17 protein-coding genes are annotated in these 19168 nt (G+C 46.1%); 5 read left to right on the top strand and 12 right to left on the bottom strand.

What is annotated here, in order from left to right:
- The first annotated feature begins 56 nt into the window (after positions 1 to 56).
- Positions 57 to 794: a pseudouridine synthase gene (locus tag RT717_RS10410; protein ID WP_317491672.1), complete on the top strand. Its 738-nt coding sequence runs from the start codon at positions 57 to 59 to the stop codon at positions 792 to 794.
- Between the two features lie 174 nt (positions 795 to 968).
- Entirely contained in the window at positions 969 to 1106 is a 138-nt protein-coding gene (locus tag RT717_RS10405) for a hypothetical protein (protein ID WP_193217741.1), read from the top strand.
- A gap of 114 nt (positions 1107 to 1220) precedes the next feature.
- Here the strand turns inward: RT717_RS10405 and RT717_RS10400 are convergent, their stop codons facing one another.
- The 3 genes from RT717_RS10400 to RT717_RS10390 all read right to left on the bottom strand — a co-directional run bounded on the left by RT717_RS10400 (position 1221) and on the right by RT717_RS10390 (position 3978).
- Positions 1221 to 2366: a lactonase family protein gene (locus RT717_RS10400; RefSeq protein ID WP_317491671.1), complete on the bottom strand. Its 1146-nt coding sequence runs from the start codon at positions 2364 to 2366 to the stop codon at positions 1221 to 1223.
- 84 nt (positions 2367 to 2450) lie between these two features.
- Complete coding sequence (gene corA / locus RT717_RS10395; RefSeq protein WP_317491670.1) at positions 2451 to 3602, bottom strand: magnesium/cobalt transporter CorA; 1152 nt, start codon at positions 3600 to 3602, stop codon at positions 2451 to 2453.
- A 184-nt stretch (positions 3603 to 3786) separates the two neighbouring features.
- Complete coding sequence (locus tag RT717_RS10390; protein ID WP_151996716.1) at positions 3787 to 3978, bottom strand: cold-shock protein; 192 nt, start codon at positions 3976 to 3978, stop codon at positions 3787 to 3789.
- A 433-nt stretch (positions 3979 to 4411) separates the two neighbouring features.
- Here RT717_RS10390 and RT717_RS10385 point away from each other — a divergent pair, with 433 nt between their 5' ends.
- Positions 4412 to 5287 (top strand): cupin-like domain-containing protein, encoded by an 876-nt coding sequence (locus tag RT717_RS10385; RefSeq protein WP_317491669.1) that lies wholly within the window; start codon positions 4412 to 4414, stop codon positions 5285 to 5287.
- A gap of 100 nt (positions 5288 to 5387) precedes the next feature.
- Here the strand turns inward: RT717_RS10385 and RT717_RS10380 are convergent, their stop codons facing one another.
- The 4 genes from RT717_RS10380 to RT717_RS10365 are packed head-to-tail and all read right to left on the bottom strand — an operon-like array spanning position 5388 to position 12730.
- Positions 5388 to 7802, bottom strand: a complete 2415-nt coding sequence (locus RT717_RS10380) for an FtsX-like permease family protein (protein ID WP_317491668.1) — start codon at positions 7800 to 7802, stop codon at positions 5388 to 5390.
- Positions 7803 to 7818: 16 nt separating this feature from the next.
- On the bottom strand, positions 7819 to 8472 hold the full coding sequence (locus RT717_RS10375) for an ABC transporter permease (protein WP_317491667.1): 654 nt from the start codon (positions 8470 to 8472) through the stop codon (positions 7819 to 7821).
- Entirely contained in the window at positions 8439 to 10256 is a 1818-nt protein-coding gene (locus tag RT717_RS10370) for an ABC transporter permease (protein WP_317491666.1), read from the bottom strand. Before RT717_RS10370 ends, RT717_RS10375 begins: the two co-directional genes overlap by 34 nt.
- A gap of 29 nt (positions 10257 to 10285) precedes the next feature.
- Positions 10286 to 12730, bottom strand: a complete 2445-nt coding sequence (locus tag RT717_RS10365; RefSeq protein WP_317491665.1) for an FtsX-like permease family protein — start codon at positions 12728 to 12730, stop codon at positions 10286 to 10288.
- Positions 12731 to 13152: 422 nt separating this feature from the next.
- On the opposite strand from RT717_RS10365, the gene RT717_RS10360 reads away from it, so the two are divergent.
- The gene (locus tag RT717_RS10360) at positions 13153 to 14526 is read left to right on the top strand and encodes a sigma-54-dependent transcriptional regulator (RefSeq protein ID WP_317491664.1); all 1374 of its coding nucleotides are present in this window, start codon (positions 13153 to 13155) and stop codon (positions 14524 to 14526) included.
- A complete protein-coding gene (locus tag RT717_RS10355) occupies positions 14513 to 15874 on the top strand; it encodes a sensor histidine kinase (RefSeq protein WP_317491663.1) in 1362 nt (453 codons plus the stop codon). The genes RT717_RS10360 and RT717_RS10355 overlap by 14 nt, the downstream gene beginning before the upstream one ends.
- A gap of 11 nt (positions 15875 to 15885) precedes the next feature.
- On the opposite strand, the gene RT717_RS10350 is transcribed toward RT717_RS10355, so the two are convergent.
- The 5 genes from RT717_RS10350 to RT717_RS10330 form a co-directional block, all read right to left on the bottom strand.
- Positions 15886 to 16266, bottom strand: a complete 381-nt coding sequence (locus RT717_RS10350; protein WP_317491662.1) for a hypothetical protein — start codon at positions 16264 to 16266, stop codon at positions 15886 to 15888.
- A 164-nt stretch (positions 16267 to 16430) separates the two neighbouring features.
- Positions 16431 to 17138: a YqjF family protein gene (locus RT717_RS10345; protein ID WP_317491661.1), complete on the bottom strand. Its 708-nt coding sequence runs from the start codon at positions 17136 to 17138 to the stop codon at positions 16431 to 16433.
- 201 nt (positions 17139 to 17339) lie between these two features.
- Positions 17340 to 17720 (bottom strand): hypothetical protein, encoded by a 381-nt coding sequence (locus tag RT717_RS10340; protein ID WP_317491660.1) that lies wholly within the window; start codon positions 17718 to 17720, stop codon positions 17340 to 17342.
- Between the two features lie 300 nt (positions 17721 to 18020).
- Positions 18021 to 18413: a hypothetical protein gene (locus RT717_RS10335; protein WP_317491659.1), complete on the bottom strand. Its 393-nt coding sequence runs from the start codon at positions 18411 to 18413 to the stop codon at positions 18021 to 18023.
- Between the two features lie 65 nt (positions 18414 to 18478).
- A complete protein-coding gene (locus RT717_RS10330; RefSeq protein ID WP_317491658.1) occupies positions 18479 to 19144 on the bottom strand; it encodes a hypothetical protein in 666 nt (221 codons plus the stop codon).
- Between the last annotated feature and the right edge of the window lie 24 nt (positions 19145 to 19168).

The raw sequence follows: 19168 nt of genomic DNA, 5'->3' as shown, positions 1-19168 counted from the left end.
TAGTCTGCATAAATAATCGGATTCTAAAATCCGCCGTTTTACTTTTACAGTCAACCATGAGTGAAGAAAAACTTATCCACAACGAGCCAGCCCGGTTCGAAAAACTTAGCGTCATTTACCAGGACGAGTATTTAGTGGCCATCAACAAGCCGAATCGGCTGCTTGTTCACAAAACAAAAATCGCCGAGGAAAAGCATTTTTTTGCCAACAGGCTACTGGCCGACCAAATAGGCTGCGAGGTATATCCGGTGCATCGAATCGATAGGGCTACCTCAGGCGTATTGCTTTTTGCTTATTCTCCGCAGGGCATAGCCATGACCCAATCGCTCTTTATGAATGGAGACGTAACGAAGGAATACCTGGCGGTGGTTCGAGGCTTTGTGGCAGAAACAGGATCAACAAACGAGCCATTGATTAAACATGAAACAGGTGTTGAGCAAACTGCTTTGACTGACTATGAAAGACTAAACACCATCGAAGTCGACATTTCAGTGAACAAATACCCCACCTCACGGTATTCACTTGTGAGAATGCTGCCAAGAACGGGCCGCACGCACCAACTCCGCAGGCATTTCAATCACATGGGGCATCCTATTGTTGGCGATACCAAATATGGTGACCTGCGGCACAACAGGATGTTCGAAAGAGAATGGGGGATCACCTCACTCCTTCTTCACGCTCACAAACTCACTTTTATTCACCCGTTTTCAAACAAAGAGTTGAGGCTTCAAGCCCCACTGTCACCTGATTTTGTAAAAGCAATGGACACGTTCGCCTGGGAAAACAATTATTGAAATCTCAACACAGGGCTTTCATAGTTCGTATTGTTTAGTGCAAAACCACAATGAGCCTCCATTTAATACAATTCCTGTAATTTTTTGAATTATTCAGTTAATCATTGTTAACCCAATATTAATTAATTAAATTTGTTGTTAACAATTTGGTAACATTAGAAGAAAGGAGCCATAATGAAAGGATTGTATGAACGCAGGTTCAAGTATAGTCTGGACTATTTGGTGCTGGGTAAGCCTAAGAGAAAAGAGCGAGTGATCAATTGGTTGATTCTGGGTTTGGTAGCTCTTTTGGGCATTGTGCTTTCCATTTGAAATAGTCAAAACAGATATACTTACCGAATGCGAGGGGCTACACCCCACAAAAAAGCAAAGGTCTCCGATGAAGGAGACCTTTTTTTATTAGTAGACATTGCTTTGGTTCGCTACTTAAAACTTAAGGCAAACTGGCTTAGATACAGAAAGCTCTTTGCCAGTAGCAGCCAACAGGCCTGTTTCTTTGTTCCTCGTGAACACAACAATGTTGTTGGTATCCTGGTTAGCAACCAGCAAGAATTTTTCATCTGGCGAAAGCGTAAAATTACGGGGTGTCTTACCCCCAACCGGTTCATTACCCAAACTGGTCAGGCTTCCGTCGTCCGCTACTGCGTACATAGCTATGCTATGGTGTCCTCTATTGGAAGCATAGAGAAATTTTCCGTCTGAAGTAATGTGTATGTCGGCATCGGAATTTCTTTCGGTGAAGTCAGCCGGTATTGTGCTTTTTCTGTCAATTGCCTCAAACGTGCCCTTTTCAAAATCGGCTTTCATTGAAACAACCGAGCTTGATAACTCATTAACTACGAAAGCCATTGCCTTTGTGGGGTGAAATATCAGGTGTCTCGGACCGTCTCCTGGCTGTAGCTCAAAAGCAACATGGGCTTCATCCAGGGTACCATCGGCAGCGAACGGATAGGCAAGTATTTTGTCGATGCCAAGATCCACTGCGTAGAGGTATCCACCTTTGAAAATGCTGCAATGTGCATGGGGGCCTTTCTGGTTAGGGTCCACCGGCCCGCTACCTTTGTGCTGGCGAATCTGAGGAGAAGCCTGCAACGCAAGGCCCTCACCTAGCTGGTACACCGCCAGGTTACCTGAGCTATAGTTGGCCACGGCTACCTGCCTTCCCGATGGGCTAATATCAACATAGCAAGGGTGTGCCCCTTCGGTTGAAAGCTTGCTAACCTCCACAAGCTGGTTGTTCTCATGGTCCCAGCTAAAAGAGCTAATGCCGCCCTCCTGGGTTTCGTTAACACTGAAAACGCTCTGTCTGTCTTTGCTAATCGCCAGGTATGATGGGTTTGTGGTCTTCACCAACAACAGACTGTCGCTCAGCTCACCGGTTGCTGTGTTGAATTGCAACTGGTAAATGCCGTTGCTTCCGGCACCGGTATAAACCCCAACAAGAAGGTCTATTGTTTGTGGTTCCATTTTATCATCCTGGCCTTCAGTTTCCTGAGGCTTTTGCTGAGTGCATCCGGCCATAAAGGCGATCAAAACGATGAGCACTCCAAATAGTTTACTCCTTAGTTCCATAATATATTAGGTTAGTAGCACGAATATAGCGGTAAAAGACGAAACCCGACAGGCAATGAAATCACCTATTTAGCAGGGTATTTTTCAAAGCCACTTTTTGCGCTTGAAATAAAGCAGCATTAGAATAAGCACTGCCCCCATTACTCCCCAAACCACAAAGTAGCCATAGCGGTACTTGAGCTCGGGCATATATTCGAAGTTCATTCCATAAATGCCTGCAATAAAAGTGAGTGGGATGAAAATGGTGGCCACCGTGGTCAGCACCTTCATCGTCTCATTCATTTTCTGACTGAGGGACGAAAAATAGATGTTAGCAAGGCTCTCCAGGCTTTTACTTGTGGACTCTATCTCGTCCATGGCATTTTTACAGCTATTGAGCAGGTCATGAAAATACTTCTCATTTTCATTTTCGATGAAGTTGGTACGGCCGTTGAGAATATTGGTTAAAGCCTCTTTGAAAGGCATCAACGACTTCTTGATCAGTTGCGTATCCTTCTTGTACTTCTCCAGCTTGAGTAGTGTGCAATGAGTGGGGTCTTTCAGTACCTCTTTTTCCAGTTCAGCCACTATCAAATTGAATGCGTCGATGGTCTCAAAATAGTTGTCCAGCACGGCGTCCAGCAACTGCACCAGTAAAAAATCGCTTTTCCGGTGGCGAACCATGCCCAACTTTTCCCGGATCTTGTACCTGATGTGGTCAAAATGATCCCCTTCTTCTTCCTGCAGCGAAATGATGTAGTTCTTCCCCAGGATAAAGCTGATCTGCTCAATGTTTAGCTCTTGTTGCTCGGTTTGCAGGATCGATTTCACACTGAAAAACAGGTACTTATCATATTCCTCTACTTTGGGCCGCTGGGTGGTATCGAGCATTTGCCGCACCATGAGGCGGTCAAAAGACATTGTTTTCGAGAGGTCTTCGTAAAGCGACACCTCGTGCAGGCCGTGGAAATTCAACCAATAAGATTTTTTCGGATCTGGCGACTGAAGTGCTGAAAAGTCTTCTGGTTGGTCCAGCTCCATGCAGTCATCGGGGCTGTATTCAAACAGCTGAATGGCCACCTTCTCTAGCTTTTTCTTACCAATAAAAACTGTTTGGGCTTTTCCCTTTGACTCGCTTTTGAGAGTCGAATACAAGTTGAAGGTAAGGTTGTCGCCTATCGTCCCGAGCGTCCGCAAGCCTGCCATTAGGATTTTGTCAGGCCTGGTAATATCAAATTGCTTCTTGTCCTTCTTCATTCACAGAAATCATTGATTGTCATTTCTTAAACTTACTACACTTATCCTCATCCCTCAAGCAAACCTAAAACTTAAAGGCTCCGAACAGGGACTTTCCGGCAAGTTAAGGCATAAAAAAAACCACCCGAAGGTGGTTTCTTATAGTGTCTTTTAATAAAAAAAGTATATCTATCGATTCCTTTTACTATCGCACTACTTCGACATTAACGGCGTTCATGCCTTTTTTGCCTTGCTCAACTTCAAAAGTCACTTCGTCGTTCTCACGAACTTCGTCAACTAGACCTGAAACGTGAACGAAGATGTCTTCACCGCCATTTGATGGCTTAATGAAACCAAAACCTTTTGAATTGTTGAAAAATTTTACTGTTCCTTCCATTGTTATTATTAATTGATTGTAATAAATGCTATGCTAGTGGCATTTTGGTAAAGGTAAAAAATCTGACTTGAGGGTAATTAATTAAGAAATTTGTGGGGTGCAAAGTTGAGAATTAACGACCTGTGGCCAGGCATATTTTACTATTACTGATTTAAATGCTGTGCAAGGTGGCAAATAGTGCGATTCAAAGCAAATAAATATTTGTTTTTTATTGCGGTCGATCTAAATGGTGGGCCTTTTGCCTTCTCACTTTTTCTGGCACGGAATCTGAACAAGCATTTTGGTGACTTAATTGGCGAGTTAGGATTTTGTTTGAATTTTTTTAATTGAGTTGATAATTTAAACCAACCTTACTGTTAGTTTTGTGACTGTAAAAGCGGTTGTTAATCGTTGATAAATATTCATTTACAGATTAAGAATTTTTATTCACGCTATGAGTGTCAAAATCCAGCAGAACATTGACGTGGTGCATAATATCACCAGGAAGGAATTCGAGCAAAATTACTATTACCCACAAAAACCTGTAGTCCTCAAAGGGCTTGTAGATGGCTATCCGGCCAGCAAGAAATGGAATTTCCAATTCTTTAAGGACGAAATGGGTGATATGGAGGTGGGTGTGTTCGACGGGGCACTGGAGCGAGCTGATCGTTCTTTTAAAAAGCCTGACTATTATCTGAAGTTCAGGGAGTACCTGGATGAAATAGAAAAAGGGCCGACAAAAAAGCGGTTATTTCTTTTTAACCCTTTTAAGCAGAACAAACGCCTGTTCGAAGACTTCGAATTTCCTAAGATATGCTCCGGATTCTTAAGGTCTTTTCCTTTTATGTTTTTTGGTGGCGACGGATCAGTAACCCGCATCCATCAGGACATGGATATGTCGTGCGTTTTTCTTACACAGTTTACCGGAAAGAAAAGAGTAGTGCTGTTTGACCCCAAGTACTCAACTTTACTGTACAGATTTCCCTACAATGTGCACACTGCTGTTAACATTGAAAAGCCCGACTACGACAAGTACCCGGGGTTGAAATATGTTGAAGGAAGAGAGGCCGTGCTGGAATTTGGCGACACCATCTTTATTCCATCCGGCTGGTGGCACCATATCGAATATGTAGGTAGTGGCTTTAGTATGAGCCTTAGGTGCCTGAGCCCACGGGTGAAAGATCGTGTGCAAGGTGGCTGGAACGTGACAGTTGCTACCCACCTCGACGAATTGCTTCTTAAAATGAGGGGAGACAAGTGGTTTAAGCACAAGGAGAAAGTAGCCATCAACAATGCTAACAAAGAGATTGAAAAGCTTATAGCACAATAGCATTGCCTTTTCAGAAGTGAGGTTGTGCTTTTGAAAAACACAAAACCCGGTCATGTAGTATAGCAATACTATTTGACCGGGTTTTTAGTTGAGTCACCTCCTACTCCGACCTCAGTGAATCCACCGGATTAGAGCTGGCCGCCTGCATCGACCGGTAGCCGGTGCTAACCAGCGCCACCAGCAGAGAAACAGCAAAGACCGATATAAATACGGGGAGCCCAATGTCTATCTGATAGGCAAAGTCATTGAGCCAATTGCTCATAAGTGTATAAACCAGCGGGGAGGCGACCACAAACGCAATTAGTAACAGTACTGCAACCTCTCTCCAAAACATGAGAAGCATTTGAAAGGTACCGGCACCTAACACCTTCCTCACTCCTATCTCTTTTGTCCGCTCGTTGGCCATGAATGAAATGAGACCATACAAACCCAGGCCGCCAATAAGCACTGCCATACAGGCGAAAATCATGAACAAAGTGGCCAGGTTCCGCTCAGTCTCGTACTTGGCGGCAATAGAAGCATCCAGAAACCGGTAATCGAAAATAAACTCAGGGAACGTTTCATTCCAGATACTTTCTACCTCGGCAATGGTTTCGCTGGCAACCGCAGATGAACTGCCGGCAGAAAACTTGATTGCCATCGTGTAAAATTCAGGCTGATAGTAAAGCAGTATCACTTTCTTCAGCTCCTGGTGCAAGGTTTGAGCATGAAAATCTTTTACAACCCCAACAATCTCCCTCACATTGTCGTCGTAACCAGTTCTTACTTTTGCCCCGATAGCTTCAGCTGGGGTTTGAAAGCCCAACCCATGAATCGACTGCTCACTGGCAATAATAGCCGAAGCAGAGTCAGCCTGCCGGAGATTTCTGCCGGCCAGCAATTCTATATTGAAAAGCGACAGATAGTTTTCGTCAACTGCCTTAAAGTTGGCACCAAGGTCACCCCTCTGCTCCTTGGGAACAGAAGGTTCATAAAAGTTAGCATGGGAATTCGATGACGACAAGGGTGCTCCTATGCAAAAGGACACATTATCTACACCATTGACAGCCCGAATCCTCTCTCTGAGAGCAGTGATGGCCGACTGATCAGGCACCCAGGTGGTGATAATAGCCTCCTTGTCGAACCCCAGCGGCTGATCCTGAAGAAATTTTGTCTGCAAAAGCACAACCAATGTGCCGAACACCAAAGCCTGGCTTATCATAAACTGAAAGACGACCAGCGCCTTTCGAACCGAGATGCCACGCAGCCCTTTTCCGTGGAAGCTTTTGCCCTTCAATGCCGCTACAGGCCCCATGTTAGACAGCACCAGCGACGGATAGAGCCCCGCTGCCAGTGTCACCAACGTGACAATGGCCACCAAATATGCCAATAGTCCTGGCTCGTTGACCACGCTTACCGACAGCCTATAGCCGAGCAGGTCTTGCAATTCCAGCAACATCACCTCCGCCAGTGCCAACGAAAAAAAGCTGGCCAACAAGGTGATGAAGAAAGTCTCAGTAAGAAACTGTGCTCTCAGCTGTCCCTTGTGACCACCCATGGCCTTGCGAATGCCAATCTCCCGGGCTCTTCTTGAAGCTTGCGCTGTAGACAGGTTGATGAAGTTGATACAAGCGGCGATCACAAGAAAAAAGGCGATGGTAACTAAAGCACCGAGCAGTCTGTAGTCCATCACCCTGTCACCAAAGTTGCCAAAGACCGGGTTAAAGTGTACATCAGACAACGGCTGAAGTCCAAAACGGTTGCCGTCATCCTCCTCGCCATAATACTTTTTTGCTAAGCCTGGTAGTGCTGAGGACAGCTGATCCTTATTCGATTCATTTTTCAGCAACACATAGCAGTTGGTACTGCTACTGGTGGCATCCCAGTCTTGTCCATCTTCATAATCAGAGTCAAAATCGCCGAGATTGTCGTAATGCACCACTAGTTGAAAAGGGAGATCAGTGGTGGCAGGAGGTGCCAGAAATACCCCCTTGATGACTACGCTCAGAGTTGAATTGATCGTCATCCTTTTTCCTATAACTTGGTCTAAGTTTCCGTCTTTGATACCGAAGTATTTGGTGGCCCACTCGTCGGAAATAACCGCTGAATTTGGCTCAGCCACAGCTTTCTTTAGGTTGCCTGCCAATGCCGGGAACGTAAAAACGTCAAAGAGACCGGGAGAGGCGAATACCAGCCCATCCTGTTCTTCCATCTTCTTTAGCTGATTATCCCCCTCCCACGACGCTATGATACCGCCATACTCATAATCGATTTTGGCTACGGCGTCGACAAAAGCGTAGTCTGCCATTAAGGCATCCCCGGTTGGGTGTGGCACAGAGGCACTCTCACCATTGGTTACCCTGTAAATGTGATCAAAATTAGCATGGTGCTTCTCATAGCTCAGCTCATAGTTAACAATAAGGTAAATGACCACGGAACAACCTATGCCGAGTGCAAGACCAAGTACATTGAGCAGCAGAAAGCTGGGATGTCTTTTGAAAGTTCGGTAAACGGTGACAAGATAGTTTTTGAACATAGCGGTTAATTTTTGGTTATTCCGACCTCAGAGAATCCACCGGATTCGAACTGGCAGCCCTCAGTGCCCGATAACCCGTGCTAATCAATGCGATAACCAATGTGAAGCCAAAGCCAGTAACGAGGATCAGCAGGTTGAAATCCATGCGGTAGACGAAGTTCTGCAACCAGTCGTTCATCAACCAAAAGGCCACAGGAGCGGATATGACAAACGCTATTCCAAGCAAAAGCACGGTCTCCTTGCCGAAAATATACATGATCTGCCCCACGCTGGCGCCCAGCACTTTGCGCACGCCAATCTCCTTCACTCGCTGGTTGGCCACAAATGATATCAAACCAAACAGCCCCAGAGACCCAATAAAAATCGCTATACCTGAGAAAATGGTAAACAGCTTGCTTAGGTTCCGTTCCGACTGGTAGGCAGCACTGATATCGTCTTCCAAAAATGTATAGTCAAAAATAGCCTCAGGGTAAACTTCCAGCCATGCTTTGTCAATTTCACTGATTGTATTTTCCATGCCCGCCAAAGAGGAAGCGCTGGCATCCAACTTGATATCAATGGCGAAAAAGCCAGGAGGATAATAAAGAAGAACCACGGGCTCCAGGTCGCTGTGAAGGCTTTGCACATGAAAGTCTTTCACCACACCCACAATTTCTTTCTCTCCCCCCACCCTGATTTTATGCTCTTGCCAATGGCATCCTGCGGACTCGAAATCCCGATGAATTTCAGTACCTGCTCGTTAACTACAATGCGCTTCAAAGAGTCGGAAGGCCTGATGTTTCGCCCCGCAAGCAGCTCCAAATTAAAGAAGTCAACATAGTACTCGTCTACTACTTTATAATTGGCACTATAGGATTCCGTCACTCCTCCATCGGGATAGCTGAAATCGCCACTGGCAGTATTTCGGTCAATTGGAGAGCCCATGCCGAATGTCACATCGGCCACCCCGCTAATGCTGTTAATCTTGTTACGAAGCTCCTCAATGTCTTTTGGGTTGGGGTTGCTTAAATAGGTGGTAACAATTGCTTCTTTAGTGAAGCCCAGGGGCTGGTTTTCCATGTACCTGATCTGCAGAAAGACAACCAGCGTGCCAATGATCAATGCCTGGCTAATAACAAACTGCACAACCACCAGCCCTCTTCTGACTGACAGTCCACCGGCATGCCTTCCTGATATATTGTTCTTTATGGCCAGAATCGGATTCATTCTTGACAGCACCAGCGACGGGTACAAACCTGCCATCAGTGAAACCAGCAACACTACTCCCGCAAGAAATAGTATTGCATTTGGGTGACTGCCGAGGTCAACAGAAAGGTGATAGCCGAGAATGTCCTGTAACTGTATAAGAAACACTTCGGCCACAGCCAGGGCTAAAAACCCTGCAAAAAGTGTGATGAGTAATGCTTCGGAATAAAACTGAAACACCAGCTGTACTTTATGGCTGCCCATCACTTTTCTGATGCCTATTTCTTTAGAGCGCCTGACAGCCTGAGCAGTGGCAAGGTTGGTGAAATTGATACAGGCAGTAATGATCAGAAATGCAGCAATGGCGACAAGGGCCCACAAGCGATCCATGTCCACTGCACGGCCGGCATAATTCCCATAGTCAGCATTAAAGTGGATATCGGAAAGCGGCTGCAAATCGAAAGAGGTCCTCGAAACCTCGTCTTCTGAATGATGCTGACTCCAAACCTCCGAGATGGTTCTGAGTAAGCTACTTTTTACTGTCTGATCCTTTACAAGCACAAAGCAGTTGGTGGCGCTACTCATGCTGCTCCACGATTTGCCTTCCTGATAGTAATCACTCAAGTCAGCGATATTGTGATAGTGCATCAGCAGATGAAAGGGAAAGTCGCTGGTCGCCGGCGGCGCCTGAAACACTCCCTTAATAGTTAACTTAAGGCGAGAGTTGATTGAAATAACCTTCCCAATCACACTTCCCCAATCATCACCCCTCACGTCAAAATATTTCCTGGCCCACCGATCAGAAATAACCCCCGAGTTGGTCTCTTCTACGCCCCTGGCAAGGTCTCCACTCAATGACGGAAAAGTGAAGATCTTAAAGAATGAGGGCGTCACAAAAGCCATGTTCTCCTCTTCACTCAGCTTTTTGAGCTGTTTGTCGCCATCCCATGACGCTACTACACCTCCGTATTGATAATGCGCCATCGCCACTTCGTCAACGGACGAAGACTCCTCTCTTAGTGCGCTTCCAAATGGATGCGGCACATTGGTAGCATGATAGAGCTTGTTGGGCTCCTGAAACGAGCGGGTTACCCGGTAAATCTGGTTATAGTTTTCATGATGTTTGTCAAAGCCCAGCTCATACGACACGATCGAATAAACCACTAGTGAACAGCCAATGCCCAGTGAGAGGCCTAAAATGTTGAGAAACATATAACCAGGGTTTCTCCGGAAAGTGCGCAGCGTAGTAATGATATAATTTCTGATCATATCCTTGGCTTTTAAGAGGTGAAAAATGATTACTCGGACCTCAATGATTCGACTGGATTGACCCGGGCAGCGAGAAACGAACGGTAGCCAGTGCTTGCCAGTGCTATAACAAGAGATACGCTAATGGCCAATACAAAGAACACCGGACTAAATGGTGTGCTATAGGCAAAGTCATCGAGCCAACCCCGCATCACCCAGTAGGTAAGCGGCGCTGCAACCACAAAAGCCACACCCAGCAACACAACCACCTCTTTGCTGAAAATAAAGATGATTTCGCCCATGCTGGCACCCAGCACTTTACGAACACCAATTTCTTTGACCCGCTGGTTGGCCAGGAAGGAAATAAGCCCGTACAACCCGAGACCACCAATGAAGATGGCGATGCCTGAAAAGATAAGGAACAACTGGCTGACATTTTTCTCCGTTTGATAGCGGTCGGCAATCTGCTTGTCGAGGAAATCATAATCGAAGATAAAGTCCGGGTAGGTCTCGCTCCATACCTTGTCGACCTCAGCTACCAGGTTATCTATTTTTGCCACCGCATCACCTGTAGTGGAAAGCTTAACTCCCATTTCATAGAATGCACCAGGGTAGTAAATAATCATCGCAGGCCTGAGCTCGGAGTGAAGAGAGAAAATGTGAAAGTCTTTTAGCACTCCTACCACCTCTTTGTTTCCGTTGAAGCCAGTTGTTAGCTTTTTGCCAATTGCTTCGGCTGGATTATCGATGCCCATGATGTGCATGACCTGCTCGTTGATGACAACCGCTTTAAGAGAATCGGATGGCCTGATGCTCCTGCCGGCCAATAGTTGCAGACCGTAAAAATCGATATAGTTCTCGTCGGCTATTTTGAAGTTGGCGCTGTACTGATCGGTAACGCCACCATCGGGATAACTGAAATTAGAGTTCGAGTTGCTGCCAGCAAGTGGTGCACCCAGCGAGAAAGTAACGGCCTCAATCCCACTGACACCCAGCAGCCTGTTTCGCATGGTCTCAAGTGTTTGCGGATGTTCCTGATCAGGGATATATACATTGATGATGGCGTCTTTTTCGAAGCCAAGTGGCTGACTTTGAATAAAACGCATTTGCATGAGTACCACAATGGTCCCGATAATCAAAGCCTGGCTGATGGCAAACTGAATGACTACCAGCGCTCTTCGGAGCGAAAGCCCGCCGGTGTGCCTGTCAGAAGTAATCTTGTTTTTGATGGCAAGCACAGGGTTCATTTTCGACAGAATGAGCGATGGATAAAATCCCGCCAGCACGGTAACACTCACCACTGCCAGCACCAGGAACGTCAACATCTGTGGATTCCCCAACAAATTGATAGACAGCCTGTAGCCCAAAATGTCCTCCAGCTGGATTAAAAATAGCTCTGCAATGGCCAGAGAAATGAGGGCGGCAATAGCAGTAATGATAAAGGTTTCGCTGTAGAACTGAAGCAAAAGCTGCCCACGGTGGCCACCCATTACCTTACGGATGCCGATCTCTTTAGACCTTTTTACTGCCTGAGCCGTCGCCAGGTTAGTGAAATTGATACAGGCAGTGATGATCAGAAACAGTCCTACCACTCCAAGTGCCATGATCAGTCGCATATCCATGGTGCGGTCGCCATAGTTTTCATATTCGCCATTGAAGTGCACGTCGGACAACGGCTGTAAACCAAACTCCAGCTCTTCCACAGCGTCTTCGTCGTAGTACTTTTTAACGAACTCAGGAAAAGACGCCAGCAGTTGCGCCTTATCGGTTTCGTTCTTAATCAGCACATAACAGTTGGTTGAGCTACTGGTGCTATTCCATCTCGTACCATCCTCATAATAAGGATTCATGTCCTTGAGGTTATGGTAGTGAATGATCAAATGGAAGGGGAAATCGCTGTTTTTAGGAGGCGCCTTGAAAATACCTTTGATCGTAATGGATAGCTTTGAATTAATCGTCAACCGCTTGCCTATGGCCTGCTCCAGCGTAGCGTCGGTCAGGTCGAAATATTTTTTTGCCCATTCGTCAGAAATCACAGCCGAGTTGAGCTCTTCCACGCCTTTGGCGAGGTCACCCGAAATAGATTCGAAAGTAAAAACCTTGAAAAATCCAGGAATAGCGTAGGCGATACCCACGTCCTCGTTGAGCCTGCGAAGCTGCACATCACCTTCCCACGAAGCTACAATCGCTCCATACTGGTAATCGACCTTTGCTACTTCGTCTATAAAAGAATAGTCTTCCCGCAGAGCACTACCCAGCGGGTGTGGGACGCCTGAACCGTATTCTATCTTGTCGGGTTGATGATCGGCCCTTGTTACCCTGTATATATGGTCAAAATTCTCATGGTGCCTGTCATAGCTGAGCTCATAGGTGATCACCCTGTAAATAACGAGGGAGCACCCGATGCCCAATGCCAGACCAAAAACATTGAGCAGCATATAGCTGATGTTCCTGCGGAAGCTTCTAATGGTTGTGATGAGATAGTTTCTGAACATGGTGCTAAAGTTAATAGTATGCCAGCCAGTTAAGAAAATGTTGTGCCATTAAGTTTAAACTACTCATTGTCAGTTTGTTACGAATATAGTATGAAAATATAGTTGGATTAGGTGTTTGGTTTTGCTACAAAAAAGTGTTTGTTTTTGATACAGTTTCTTTCGTGACGTCATAGCATACTGCTGATACCGTTAATTTCGAGTGAGCCAGATCCTGAAGATCAATGTGCCGGATCGGTGAGCGAATGTGGCAATCTATTGGAGGTGACGACAAAATTAATTATCTGTATTTAACAGAAAGATTGCCACGGCACGGGAGTAATTTCACACAATAAGTAATTTCACCTGTGCCTCGCAATAACCGTAAAAACGAACACCGTTGCCCAATAACTATTAACTAAAATCAAATAACTACTAGCCGCCAAATGCCCCTTCACCCATCCAAAATACTTATTGTAGACGACGACCGGGACGTACTTACCACAGCCCGGATGCTCCTCAAACATCACTATGAGGGTGTGAAAACGAGCGTGCATCCCAGCGAGGCACTTGCCCTGATGGAGCAGTTCCATCCGGATGTGGTATTGCTCGATATGAACTTCCAGCGGGGAGAAAACACCGGCGAGGAAGGGCTGCGGGCTTTGACCAATCTGCTGGCCAAAGACCCGTCTCTCAAGGTTATTCTGCTCACTGCCTACGGCGATATCAACCTGGCCGTGGAAGGCATGAAAGCAGGCGCCGCTGACTTTGTGGTGAAGCCCTGGTCGAACGAGAAACTACTGGCCACGATCCAGAATGCACTGAAGCTGAAAGCCGCCGAAAAAAATGCGGAGAAGTACAAAGCGATTAGCACCGACATCACCGAGAGTGGCAAGCTGCTGGAGGAAGAACTCATTGGTCACTCGCCTGCATTCAAGCAAGTGCTGGCGACCATCAAAAAGGTAGCGCCGACGGATGCCAACGTGCTGCTGCTGGGAGAGAACGGCACCGGCAAAGATGTGATGGCCCGCTACCTGCACAGCCTCTCCACCCGTAACAACCAGGTGTTTTTCAGGGTAGACACGGGTTCTTTGCACGAAAAGCTATTTGAGAGCGAATTGTTCGGCCACGTGAAAGGAGCCTTCACTGACGCCAGAGAAGACAAGCCAGGCAAGTTTGAACTGGCCGAAGGTGGCACCCTTTTTCTTGATGAAATAGGCAACCTCTCCCCTGCCTCTCAGGCCAAAATCCTGACTGCGCTGCAACAAAAAACCATCACCCGACTGGGCTCCAATAAACCCATCCCCATCGACTTCCGGCTGATCAGCGCCACCAACCAGCCGTTGGCACAAATGGTTGCCGACGGGGAGTTTCGGCAAGACCTGCTCTTTCGCATCAATACCATTGAAATTACCCTGCCCACGCTGAGAGAAAGGCGGGACGACGTCCTCTTACTGGCCAGTCATTTCATCAGCCATTTTGCCAAAAAATACAGGAAGGGAGCGCTACAGCTTTCTGATGTGGCAAACAAGCAGCTAACCGATCACCACTGGCCCGGCAATATCCGGGAGCTGATGCACACCATGGAGCGGGCGGTGATCATGGCCGAGGGTTCGACCATCAACTATTTTGACCTGAGCCCATCTAAAACGACTGCTGCTGACTCACCACCGGAAACGCTGAACTTACAAGAGAACGAGCTAAAGCTCATCAACGAAGCACTTAAAAAACACCAGGGCAATGTGACCCGGGCAGCCAGGGAGCTGGGCATCGACCGGCTGGCCCTTTACCGCAGAATGGAGAAGTATGGTATTAAATAGATTCCTTCTGTGGCTCACCATCCGCACTTGCCTGCTGCTGGCAACGCTGGTAGCAATTGCCTACTCATTCACGCAGTTTGAACTGATATATACCCCTTTGGTACTGGCGGTTGTGGCGATTTTCCAAATTAGCGATCTGTGGCGGTTTATCCGCCGCACGAACGACAACCTTACCCGCTTTCTGCAAGCCATAGAAACCAGGGACTTCACCGTCGGCTTTCGGCAGGACAAAATCGATCCTTCTGAAAAACGGCTTCACAAAGCCTTCGATCTCATTCTTAACACCATTCAGGCGTCGGAGCTCTCCCGACAGGCACAGTACCTGTATTTGCAGGGCATTGTGGAGCATATCCCCACGGGCATCATCGCCATCAACGAACGAGAGCACATCGACCTCATCAATCCCGAAGCCCAAACCCTGCTTGACATTCCGAATGTGGCCAACTGGAAAAACCTGAAGACTGAAAACTCAGAGGCCCTAACCAAGCTGCTGCAGCTCAGCCATGGGGAAAGCCGATTGTTGGAGATCACCATCAACGGCAACAAAAAATACCTCAGCGTGTCGCTCTATGCCTTCAAGCTGATCGACAAAAGCATCCGGCTGTTTACCATCAAGGACATTGCCAACGAGATTGACCAGAAAGAGCTGGAAGCCTGGATCAAGCTGACCAGGGTGCTCACCCACGAGATCATGAACTCGGTGACTCCCCTCCTGTCGCTGACGGAAACCATGATCATGGTGCTGAAGCAGCCCAATGGCAAAGCCAAAAAGGTGGCTGACCTGACGGACGAAACCATCAGGGACATGGTGGAGTCGCTCGAAACGATACAACTGCGCAGCAAGGGCCTGCTGCAATTTGTGGAAGACTACCGCAAGTTTACCCGGGTGCCGGAGCTGCAGCCGACGCCTATTGAGGTGAAAAGCATGATCAGCTCCATCAATCTGCTGATGGCTTCAGAACTACAAAAAGCCGGCATTCAGGTGCAAATGCCTGAGCAAAGTACCGACTTGACCATTCAAGGTGACCGCAAACTGCTGGAGCAGGTGTTCATCAACCTGCTGACAAACGCCATTCATGCCCTGGAAGGAAGCGATGACCCACTCATTACCTGGCGCTTTGAACCGGGAGACAGATGGATTGACATAGCGATCAAAGACAATGGCAGTGGCATCGACGCCAACAAGCTGGAGCAAATCTTCATTCCTTTCTTTTCTACCAAAAAGGACGGCTCGGGCATAGGCCTAAGCCTCAGTCGGCAGATCATTTACCGACACAAGGGCCGCATCCATGTGTATTCGGAAAAGGGGGTGTTTACGGAGATGGTGGTGAGATTGCCGGTGGGGTGACAACCAACAGGCTAAACGAAGTGGTAAAACCTTTTCTCGGATACAACGCACTTATCTTTTATGTCTAAGAGTTCGATCAGTTCATTTGGGCTGACGATCAGTTCAGAAATAACAATAGGCAATGCTTTTTTGGCGTTAAGCATAATTGCAACATACTCCAGATCAAACGCAGCGCCTCTTCTGCGGATAATGTGTTTAAAATGCATAATTGTTTTGATCTCTTTTCTCTCAATCAATTGGCCTCTAACCGTTAGCCCGTGGCCACGCTCTATCATAATGACCAAATTCTTTTCATTTCTAAAGAATTTGACGAAGTTGACCCAGCCTGGAATTTGAAAAGAAAGGATGACTAATGCGCCTAGTGTAAGGAGAACTGGCGTTAGATCGAACATAATATCCGATTGATACTCGAACGATACTTTCAAAAGATACAGGACAAAGAATAGGTAGAAAAAGGAGAGCAATATCGAAGGATAGTGTAGAAATAGATCAAGCTTTCGAACAATTTGTGTTTCAGAATTCATACTCGTTCAAAGATACTATGGTACGGACCCTCTTATATCGTCCTTTTATTCTCAACAGTTATTTCAGACCCTTCGGCGAGCATAACGGATGTAGGTTCGAAGTTGGAGAGCTCACCAAATTGAGTTCCATAAACCAATCCGAAGTTGACGTCTATCTTGTATTCAGAAACTTCATAACAATCCCACCTTGGGTGAGTTACTTCATACTCAAGAGATGAATTCTTCCCGGCCTTTGTATATCCCCAGTAATGCTCAGTGATAAATTCAGATTCTGAACCCCTTGCAATAACTGTTGGATCGAGAGCTGCTTTAACCCAAAACACATTCTCTTCACCCTTTAGAGACCAACAATATTTTACAGTTCTGCTATTTTCGTGCTCGACCCAATCATGAGACATTTTCATGGTCTGGTAATGCTCCTTGTAAACTGTATTCGCTACAAAAGTCAGCGCTGGCTTAGGAACAATTTCCTTTATAAAAACTACTCCCCTTTTCCACTCACCTTTGTCACTAAATCTGACATAGAATCTCAGATTTACCTCTTCGAAGTTGCGATGAAATGGAATGGGTATTCCAAGTAGCCTGGTGTTCAAAAACATGAAGCCGACAAGGCTGACATAACAGGTACCGTTCCACAAATCCAATTCAGTTTTGGGTGGAATATGTCTGGCCAATACTTTTGGATCGATTGCGTAATTCGCAATAGCCAGTTTTCTCCATTCTGCCTTGAGGAAGCTCATATGCGGTTGTGTAATGCCAGTGTTTTGTTGACAAGTAACTATTGGAAATCCCTAACCTTTTAGTTACGCTCGCCAGCCCTTTTTAGGTGTATCTGTTGTGGTATGCGTTCTAACTGAAATAACCCTAGAGCTTGATATTCAGCACTACAAGATAGTGCTGCGACTAAACTTCTGGCAAATGGGAAAATTCAATCGTTTAGGCTATTTAACGTCAAATTCAAAAGTGACCTTTTCCACAAAGGTATTATTCCCATCAAGGTCTTTTACCAACCGTTGCTCCAAGTGTGCTTCTGCTTCCTCCAGTGTCCTGAAGTGATTTAAATCGGACGTCCGGCGTCGGCCTTTTTCAAACTCGTTCTCTACAAAATCTGTCCATTCTGAAACCATTTCCCAAACTTGCTCGTCGCTAGCCGTTTTCGAATAGACACCCGTTACCACTACATGTTGTCGCTCTCCCGGCGAAACGTCAATCAATTTAGAATGGCAAAAAAAATAAACGGTTTGTTCTGATTTGCCTGAATCAAAAATTGGGTTTCCGATTGTCGTCCAAAGGAGTAAAAAGATTGACAAGATTGTATTCATGGAGATTTTCGTTGATTGCTTTAAATATATTTATTCAAGACTATAAATGAAAAAAAAATATCAACCAATCTATTTCCTATGTCCCCTATTTTTAGGCGGCACCAAACAGCCATTTCTATCTTTATCTATTGTAAAAACTGAAGGCTCTCACAAATTTCCCTCAATCACCTTGATGATCTCCTCCTTACCGAAGCCTTCCCTGATATAAACGAACCTGCCTTTTCTGTCTCGTAACATGAAGGCTGTCGGTGCAGAAGTTTCACCCCCCCCTTTAATGCCACCATCAGCGTCCCCACCTTCCTATTTCGACTCTGCAAGCGGATGTCGAAACAAAATAATACCAAAACATACCGCAAATGCTGCGTAAATGACCCCAGTTACCCAGATAAGGTGGGAAGCGTTTGGGTTTGACATCAGCACTTTCACCAGGGCCAGTCCGCCAATCAGAAAGTGAGTCATATTGGCTACGGCTACTGGCCGGTTGTATATCCCTCCTATCAGGCTGCCTTTGCTCATCCAGTTGAGCATGGCAAAAGCGAAGTACAAAGCCCCTAAAATTTGAATCAGCAATAGTGCGGTCTCGCTCTCCTCCATATTGGCATAATTCAATAAGGCGTCAGGCATAAAAGTCAGCGCAATACCGACAGTCCCCAATATGACTGCTGCCAGTGTCATGATAATTTTGGTGTTCATATTTTGTACCGGAATAAAAAGTGAAAGATACTGTACTTATGGGCGTTTCTTCAGTAAAATCCGGCCTACTGCACCTCAAACCGGGCACCATTCCAAACCACTTTAAAAACTGGCTCTTTCTTTGTATCCCATGCATCTACTACGTTGATCGTTGTCCCTAAGTCTGGCAAAACAATGTTAGGAATAAATGGCTCTATGCTTCCATTTAGCTTACTTCTATTTGCTTTGATCGCTTCACATTTCCTATTGAAATCTGTCCATGGAAACACGTCACTAAAAGTCCATTTTTTGGATTGAGGATCAAACTCAATAAACCCATAGTCACAAAACTGAACCGGTGGCACTCCACACCCTATGGCAACTGCGATGACATCTACTTTATCTACTCTATTCCGGAACAATGCCATCACCAGCTTAAATCCCGATGCCACTTCAACGTATCCAGCGGCCACATTTATTCTTCCCTTACCTTCATTGACTAGTGATAACCGAAATTCTTCTGTGTCATCTCCTACCCCCACCTCTCCTTCGAACAATTGTTTTGGTAGCAATAGAAAGTAGTCGGAAACATCTTTTGATTCCTTCAAAGCAATTTGTGTCTGCCATGGATCCAGTCTCTGCACCTTCAATGCAGTTTCAATGAACCGATCTCCATCGACTGATTGGGCAAGCAAAAATGATACTTTGCACATTAAACTTAAGAAGGCGGCGACAGTAAAATACTTCCTCATACTATACCTGCCTTATGTATATGT

The sequence above is a fragment of the Imperialibacter roseus genome (assembly GCF_032999765.1).
GTDB lineage: Bacteria > Bacteroidota > Bacteroidia > Cytophagales > Cyclobacteriaceae > Imperialibacter > Imperialibacter roseus.
The sequence above is the reverse complement of the archived record's forward strand: the minus strand, read 5'-3'. Positions and strand labels throughout refer to the sequence as shown.